The organism is Rhizobium sp. PDO1-076, from assembly GCF_000247475.1.
Lineage (GTDB): Bacteria > Pseudomonadota > Alphaproteobacteria > Rhizobiales > Rhizobiaceae > Allorhizobium.
This window is the reverse complement of sequence record NZ_AHZC01000101.1, coordinates 1-6,501: the sequence shown is the minus strand read 5'-3', so window position 1 is coordinate 6,501 and position 6,501 is coordinate 1. Positions and strand designations below refer to the sequence as shown.

General features: G+C 59.2%; 9 protein-coding genes. 7 read left to right on the top strand and 2 right to left on the bottom strand.

The annotated features are described in order from the left end of the window. Nucleotides 1-28: 28 nt before the first annotated feature. A complete protein-coding gene (locus tag PDO_RS07660; protein WP_007600013.1) occupies nt 29-535 on the bottom strand; it encodes an outer membrane protein assembly factor BamE in 507 nt (168 codons plus the stop codon). A 260-nt stretch (nt 536-795) separates the two neighbouring features. On the opposite strand from PDO_RS07660, the gene PDO_RS07655 reads away from it, so the two are divergent. From PDO_RS07655 to PDO_RS07625, 7 genes are all read left to right on the top strand, one after another. Beyond that, entirely contained in the window at nt 796-1,353 is a 558-nt protein-coding gene (locus tag PDO_RS07655; RefSeq protein ID WP_007600012.1) for a ubiquinol-cytochrome C chaperone family protein, read from the top strand. A gap of 1 nt (nt 1,354) precedes the next feature. After that, on the top strand, nt 1,355-1,915 hold the full coding sequence (locus PDO_RS07650) for a YceD family protein (protein ID WP_007600011.1): 561 nt from the start codon (nt 1,355-1,357) through the stop codon (nt 1,913-1,915). 100 nt (nt 1,916-2,015) lie between these two features. Further along, nucleotides 2,016-3,014 (top strand): phosphate acyltransferase PlsX, encoded by a 999-nt coding sequence (gene plsX, locus PDO_RS07645; RefSeq protein WP_007600008.1) that lies wholly within the window; start codon nt 2,016-2,018, stop codon nt 3,012-3,014. Between the two features lie 70 nt (nt 3,015-3,084). Beyond that, nucleotides 3,085-4,056: a beta-ketoacyl-ACP synthase III gene (locus tag PDO_RS07640; RefSeq protein ID WP_007600006.1), complete on the top strand. Its 972-nt coding sequence runs from the start codon at nt 3,085-3,087 to the stop codon at nt 4,054-4,056. A gap of 104 nt (nt 4,057-4,160) precedes the next feature. Continuing rightward, complete coding sequence (locus PDO_RS07635; RefSeq protein WP_007600004.1) at nt 4,161-4,499, top strand: integration host factor subunit alpha; 339 nt, start codon at nt 4,161-4,163, stop codon at nt 4,497-4,499. Nucleotides 4,500-4,610: 111 nt separating this feature from the next. Beyond that, on the top strand, nt 4,611-5,147 hold the full coding sequence (locus PDO_RS07630; RefSeq protein WP_037072940.1) for a MerR family transcriptional regulator: 537 nt from the start codon (nt 4,611-4,613) through the stop codon (nt 5,145-5,147). Between the two features lie 97 nt (nt 5,148-5,244). Beyond that, the gene (locus PDO_RS07625) at nt 5,245-5,640 is read left to right on the top strand and encodes a hypothetical protein (protein WP_007599994.1); all 396 of its coding nucleotides are present in this window, start codon (nt 5,245-5,247) and stop codon (nt 5,638-5,640) included. A 265-nt stretch (nt 5,641-5,905) separates the two neighbouring features. On the opposite strand, the gene PDO_RS07620 is transcribed toward PDO_RS07625, so the two are convergent. Further along, nucleotides 5,906-6,091, bottom strand: coding sequence for a tyrosine-type recombinase/integrase (locus tag PDO_RS07620; RefSeq protein WP_007599992.1), 186 nt, complete (start codon nt 6,089-6,091; stop codon nt 5,906-5,908). Nucleotides 6,092-6,501: the final 410 nt, after the last annotated feature.

The following is a 6,501-nucleotide window of genomic DNA, read 5'->3' as shown; positions in this document are numbered from 1 at the left end:
TGCCGAGATATGCGGGGGGGGGGGCGGGTTACATGCCGTCCATGCCGCCGCCACCAAGCACGTTCTTGATGCTGTTGGCCGCGCTGCCGCCGCCCGAAAGCAGCTGCTGGATGAAGGTGAGGTCCTTGCCGCCAGTCGGCGTGGTGCGCGAGATCGAATCGAAGACCTTGCCATCCTGAAGGGTGTAGTTGGCAAGCTGCGTGACGATGCCGTCCTTGTCGAAATAGATCGCCAGGATCTGCTGCTCGACCAGTTTCTGCTTCATGAAGGCGACCGAACGGGTGCGCTTCTGCGAGATGTAGTAGAACACTTCACCTTCGAAGGTCGCGGTGGTCGAGGGCGTACCGAGCGACAGCAGAACCTGTTCGCGGCTCGAGCCGACGGGAACGAGGTCGAGTGCTGCCTGATCAACCACATAGCCGTTGTGGAAGACTTCGGAGGTTTGGCAACCGGAAAGGCCGCTGATGGCGAGCGCCACGGCAAGGGCCGTCGAGCTCAGAACCTTGCTGTCCGATCTGAAAATCCGAATTTCCACGCACGTCTCCCATGACTGTCGATGGCACCCGTGAGTGCCGCATCGCTTCTGCGCATAGCATTGTGGCCTTTCCGGGGAAGAGGCGTGGCCAACACCATGGTATTCCGCACTTTTCAGCGCCAGTCTGCCGCGGGATGCGGCAACGGCGCTCTAGAACGGCATTGCAATTCACGTCTGCTTCGGTAAACCAGCTTTCGCAATCATGCAACATGACCACGTGCGGGCCGACCCGTTCGGCAGGCTCTTTTTGGTGGAATTGGATGGTATTCGGCTTCTTCCGAAAGAAAAGAAACAACAGGGCAATTGTCGAGCGCCAATACGCCGCGCTGACATCGGCTGCGCGCACGCCGGCCTTCTATCTCGACATGCAGGTTCCAGACACGGTCATGGGCCGGTTCGAGATGCTGTCGATCATGTTGATTCTGTATTTCCGACGCACGGCAAAGTCCGATCGCAGCGGGCAGGAAATCGCGCAGGAGATCATCGATGCCTTTTTCGAGGACGTCGATCACTCCATTCGCGAGCTTGGTGTCGGCGACCAGGGTGTGCCGAAACGCATGAAGAAACTGGCGGGCATGTATTATGGCCGGCTCGAATCCTACGCGGCAGCGCTCGACGGCAATGACAGCGCAGCACTGGAAGCAGCCCTTCGTCGCAACCTGCATCCGGAAGCGGGAGATGCTGCGCCGTCCATGCAGTCCCTGGCGGATTGGATGTTTGCCGCAGAGCGCGCATTGTCCGGCATTGAAGAAGCGTCGATTGAAACGGGGCAGGCCAGTATCGCCGTTCCTGCCGCGTCGACCGAAGGATTGAATTGATATGAGTACGAACAAGCCCGGTGATGCGGTGGCCTTCAGCTATCTGGTCAAGGTCGGCCATGTGTCGGCAAACCCTGTGCGGGTTCGCCTTTCCGCTGATGAGCGTGAACGGCGCGCCCTGGCCGATGTCTGGAACATCGAAGGCGTCAACAGTCTGACCGCCGAACTCCAGATTGCCCGGTGGAAGAGGGACGGGGTGCGTATCAAGGGGCAGGTCTCGGGCGAAATCGTCCAGGCTTGCATTGTGACGCTGGAGCCGGTGGTCTCGACGATCGAACAGGAAATCGACCAGATTTTCGTGCCGGAAGGCTCCAAGCTCGCCCGGATCGTCGCGGACGGCGTCGGCGAGATGGTGCTCGACCCGGATGGCCCGGACCTGCCGGAGACCTTTGTCGGCGATACGATCGACGCTGGTGAACTGGTTGCCGAATTTGCCGCGCTCGGCATTGATCCGTATCCGAAAAAGCCGGGCGCCGAGTTTGCCGCGCATATCGAGAGCGCGGACGAAGAAGACCGCAAGCCTTCGCCTTTCGCCGTGTTGAAAGACTGGAAAAAGGACTGATCAGGCCCCATCTGCTCCCATGGGTGGGTTGTGCATGGACACAAAAGCGGTATTTTGGCCGAAATTTCGCTAGGCAGCGAAGAAGAAGGGTCAGGTTTCAGTGATCAGAATTTCTCTCGACGTCATGGGCGGCGACTTCGGTCCCGAAGTCGTCATACCCGGCGCTGCCAAGGCGCTTGATCGTCACCCGGACGTTACCTTCATCCTGTACGGGCAACAGGAACGGTGTTTGCCGATTTTGGCCCAGTACCCAAAGCTGCAGGCAAAATCGGTCTTTCACCACTGCGAAGTCTCCGTCGGCATGGACGAGAAGCCCAGCCAGGCGCTGCGTCGCGGCCGCTACATCTCCAGCATGTGGCGCTCGATCGAGGCGGTGAAGACCGGGCAGGCCGATGTGGTCGTCTCGGCCGGCAATACCGGTGCCCTGATGGCCATGGCCAAGTTCTGCCTGCGCACGATGGCGACCATCGAGCGTCCGGCCATCGCGGCAATCTGGCCGACGCTCTCCGGCGAAAGCATCGTCCTGGATGTCGGTGCGACGATTGGAGCGGATGCCCAGCAATTGCTTGATTTCGCCCTTATGGGTGGCGCCATGGCGCGCGCATTGTTCGAAATCGAGCGTCCCTTGGTCGGTCTGCTGAATGTCGGCGTCGAGGAGATCAAGGGACAGGAAGAGGTCAAGGAGGCCGGTCGCCTGATCCGAGAGGCTGGGCTCGACACGATTGATTATTTCGGCTTCGTCGAAGGTGACGATCTCGGCAAGGGCACGGTCGATGTCGTGGTAACCGAAGGCTTCACTGGCAATATCGCCTTGAAGACGGCTGAGGGCACCGCGCGGCAGATCGCCGAATACCTCCGCGCGGCCATGTCGAGGACATTGGTGGCCAAGCTCGGCTATCTGCTGGCCAAGGGCGCCTTTGACCGCCTGCGCGACAAGATGGACCCGCGAAAGGTCAATGGCGGCGTATTCCTTGGTCTGAACGGCATCGTCATCAAGAGCCATGGCGGCACTGATGCTGAGGGCTTTGCAGCCGCCATCGACGTCGGTTATGACATGGCCCGCAACGGTCTGACGCAAAAGAATCGAAAACGAATTTGAAAAAATAATCATGCCCGGCACCCGTCTCCAGCGGGCCCCGAAGCCGCATGAACACTAGGTAGGAAACATAATGATTCGTTCTGTTGTTCGCGGTTTCGGAGCGTCGCTCCCGAAGCGGGTGATGACCAATGGCGAGCTTGAGGGTTTGGTGGAAACGTCTGATGAGTGGATCGTGCAGCGCACGGGCATTCGCCAGCGTTATATCGCCGGTGAAGGCGAAACCACCGCATCGCTGGGTGCGGCTGCCGCACAGGCAGCACTTGATCGCGCCGGCCTGACCTCGGCCGATATCGACCTGATCATTTGTGCCACCTCCACGCCGGACAACACGTTCCCGGCGACGGCGGTGAACATCCAGAATCGCCTGGGCATGCACCACGGCTTTGCCTTCGACGTGCAGGCGGTCTGTTCGGGCTTTATCTACGCGCTGTCGACGGCCGACCTCTACATCCGCGGCGGTATGGCCAAGCGCGTCCTCGTGATCGGTGCGGAAACGTTCTCCCGCATCCTCGATTGGCACGATCGGACCACCTGCGTTCTCTTCGGCGACGGCGCTGGCGCAATCGTGCTGGAAGCAGCGGAAGGAGCAGGGTCGAATGCGGACCGCGGCGTTCTTACCGCCAATCTGCGCTCGGATGGCGTCCATCGTGAAAAGCTCTATGTTGATGGCGGCCCGTCCACAACCGGCACCGTCGGCCATTTGCGCATGGAAGGCCGTGAAGTATTCAAGCATGCCGTCGGCATGATCACCGATGTGATCGAGGCTGCGTTTCACGCCACGGACACGACGGCCGCCGATATCGACTGGCTGGTTCCGCACCAGGCCAACAAGCGCATCATCGACGCTTCGGCGAAGAAGTTGGGCATCCCGTCCGAGAAAGTCGTGATCACGGTTGATCTTCACGGCAACACCTCGGCAGCCTCGATTCCCCTGGCGCTCGCAACGGCGGCCGGTGACGGGCGCATCAAGCAGGGCGACCTGGTGATGCTCGAAGCGATGGGCGGCGGCTTCACCTGGGGCGCTGTCATGCTGCGCTGGTAGGGCAGAGCCAAAAAATGCGCATCAACAAGCGCTTGACCGTCGCCGTTAAGGACAATAGTCTTTACGGAATTCAACAAGATCATTGATTTAGGCGGGCGAGAACTATGGCCGGGAAGACAGTGACGCGTGCGGATTTGGCTGAATCGGTCTTCCGGAAAGTAGGGCTGTCACGCACCGAATCGGCTGAGCTTGTCGAAACGGTGATCGACGAAATCTGCAACGCGATCGTGCGGGGCGAAATGGTCAAGCTTTCGTCCTTTGCCACCTTTCAGGTGCGCAGCAAGAACGAGCGTATAGGCCGCAATCCCAAGACCGGCGAGGAGGTTCCAATCTCCCCACGCCGCGTCATGACCTTCAAGGCGTCGAACGTCCTGAAGCAGCGTATCCTGCGTGCCCATATTTCCCGCAAGGCCAAGCAGAAGCCGGCCAATCCGGCCGCCTGAGCAAAAGCGGTGCAGCATTTTGCCCGCAATGACGCAACGATCGAAGCTGTTGCGAAAAATTGTTGAAATGCGCGGCCGAGAGCCCGGCGCATGAGGAGCGGTGAAATGCAATTGGACAAGAGCCCGGATGCTTTCCGCACCATCAGCGAAGTGGCTGATGATCTCGATCTGCCGCAGCATGTCTTGCGTTTCTGGGAAACCCGCTTTCCCCAGATCAAGCCGCTGAAGCGCGGCGGTGGCCGGCGGTACTACCGCCCCGATGATGTCGAATTGCTGAAGGGCATCCGCAACCTGCTCTACGATCAGGGGTATACGATCAAGGGCGTGCAGAAGCTTCTGAAGACCAATGGCAACAAGTTTGTCATGGCTGTCGCGACCGGTGACGTCGAAACGATGGAAGCACTGGTTGCCGCAAGTGCCGCCAAGGGCGATGACCCCAGGCTTGGTGGTGGGCTGGACGAGGATCAGCTCGTCGGTCGTCCGAAGATCCGCGCAAGCGGTCGGTTCTTCGGCTTTGGCAGCGGCAGCGACGATGCGTCGGAGATCAGCGTCGGCAAGGGCGCGATCGGCAAGGAAGACCGCGCGCTGCTGCAAGAGGCACTGTTCGACCTGCTCGAATGCAAGCGCCTGCTCGATCAGGTCCGATAAGCGTACCTTGACCCAGTAAGCCGCCGTTCACTGGCGCGCGATGGAACAATCCGGACCTTACCTCGTTTACGATCTTTATCGTCATATGCGAGGCACCATGAAATCCACCATTTTTGCCGCAACTCTCCTTGCCTCTTCGGGTCTCGTTGCGCCGGTTTTTGCCCAGTCCCCCGGGCCGGCACCGAAGACAGTTGAAGATGCCTGCATATTTGTGGCGAAGAGCATGCTCATGGTGAAGGACTTGAAAATCGGCGTGGTCCAGTCCTTCCCCGAACTGAGCCCGCCGGGTGCCAGGCTCACATATTCAACCAAGCTGGATGCAAAAGATGCCGAGATTGACCAGGAGATCGAATGCCAGTTCGATCCGGACGCCCAGCCGCTCAAGGTGACGCGGTTCTGCATGGACAGCACATGTTACGCGATCGACAGCGAGGATCAGGAAGATCGCCGCCGTCTGCTCGAGGTCCAGGCCCTGATGGCCAGACTGAAATGAGGAGCGGGCCAGATTGCGGTGAGGAGCGGGAATGTGATTTTTTCGGCTCATTCCGAGTTTCCCCTTGCATCGATCCGACTGACTGTCTGAAGGAAACTTGCCTTTATCGCGGGTCGGGGCGTAGCGCAGCCCGGTGGCGCACTTGACTGATGGCGGGACGCCTAAGGCCATTTTCGCTTTGAAATTCATATATTTATCGCCAGAGGCACTGTCGCTGGTGGGGTTTTTGTGGGGCTGGATGCGCCCGACGAAGAGGTCATTGTATTCAGGGCGTTGCGTGGATCGTCATCCATGCATGCGCATATTTCGTCGTGGTTGCGATATCAGCGTGGCCGAGCAGGCGTTGCGTTACCTTCAGGTTCGAGGCCCGCAGGATACGCGTTGCAGTTGTGTGGCGGGTGTCGTGGAAGCGGAAACTCTGTACGCCGGCGCTGGGCGCGGCTCGGAGCATGACCTATGTCAATCCTGCCTTGGCCAACGGGTTCCGCTTTCCGCGCATCAGGTCTTACTTCTTAAAAACGCACCTTGCCTCAGATGTGAAGACGTTTATGGGGTGGTGATCCTTGTTTCGCCAAAGCAGGTCATAGATCGCATCGGACATGGAGACCGTGCGAGACTTGGAGCCCTTGCCTGTCACGGTGAAGCGTCGGGACCGGCGCTCAATCACCGTTCCGAGGTTTTACAACGGCACTGAACATATTCGATAATCTCGGAAAGAAAAGCGCTTGTTGTGCATCCAAGTTCTCGGCTGATTTACGTCAGATCGAGCCTCCCAAGCTGGTACTGGACCAACCGAAGCAACAGAAAAACGCTGGCTAACCGAACTCCGTAGCGATAGCTTTCTCAAGCTCCATCACATCC

Excerpts from the sequence above, each read along its gene's own strand:
- PDO_RS07655 (WP_007600012.1), top strand. The coding sequence starts at position 796 with ATGGTATTCGGCTTCTTCCGAAAGAAAAGAAACAACAGGGCAATTGTC.
- PDO_RS07650 (WP_007600011.1), top strand. The coding sequence starts at position 1,355 with ATGAGTACGAACAAGCCCGGTGATGCGGTGGCCTTCAGCTATCTGGTC.
- PDO_RS07640 (WP_007600006.1), top strand. The coding sequence starts at position 3,085 with ATGATTCGTTCTGTTGTTCGCGGTTTCGGAGCGTCGCTCCCGAAGCGG.
- PDO_RS07635 (WP_007600004.1), top strand. The coding sequence starts at position 4,161 with ATGGCCGGGAAGACAGTGACGCGTGCGGATTTGGCTGAATCGGTCTTC.
- PDO_RS07625 (WP_007599994.1), top strand. The coding sequence starts at position 5,245 with ATGAAATCCACCATTTTTGCCGCAACTCTCCTTGCCTCTTCGGGTCTC.
- PDO_RS07620 (WP_007599992.1), bottom strand. The coding sequence starts at position 6,091 with ATGCTCCGAGCCGCGCCCAGCGCCGGCGTACAGAGTTTCCGCTTCCAC.